This window comes from Saccharothrix sp. ST-888 (assembly GCF_000955975.1).
Taxonomy (GTDB): Bacteria; Actinomycetota; Actinomycetes; order Streptomycetales; family Streptomycetaceae; genus Kitasatospora.
This window is the reverse complement of sequence record NZ_JYJF01000694.1, coordinates 1-336: the sequence shown is the minus strand read 5'-3', so window position 1 is coordinate 336 and position 336 is coordinate 1. Positions and strand designations below refer to the sequence as shown.

At 70.5% G+C, this 336-nt stretch carries 1 protein-coding gene; it reads right to left on the bottom strand.

Features of this window, described 5'->3' with window-relative positions:
* On the bottom strand, nucleotides 1-320 hold a 320-nt coding region (locus UK12_RS45415), incomplete at its 3' end, for a DUF2332 family protein (protein WP_442973930.1).
* Nucleotides 321-336 lie beyond the last annotated feature (16 nt).

Below are 336 nucleotides of genomic sequence, written 5' to 3'. Positions count from 1 at the left end.
ATCCAGTCCCTGACCCGGGGGAGTTCGGCCGCCACAGTGGCGCGGAATGAGGCCCAGGCTTTGTCGAGCGCTTCCGGGGCGAACCCGCCTCCGACGGCCGGGCAGTGCAAAGCGAGCTCCCGAGCCCGGCCGGTGCGCACGACCCCGTGGCTACCGCCTAGCAGGCGCAGCGCGATACCGGCGAGGCTGGGGGGGGCCTCGTATCCGGCGTTTGCACAGGCGCAGGGGCCGACGTTCCGGAGGTTGTGGACGACGGGTGGGAGCAGCTCAGCGTAAAGCGGTGAACCCAGGTACTCGCAGGCGTCGGCCGGTAGTCCGATGATCGCGACGGCGTTT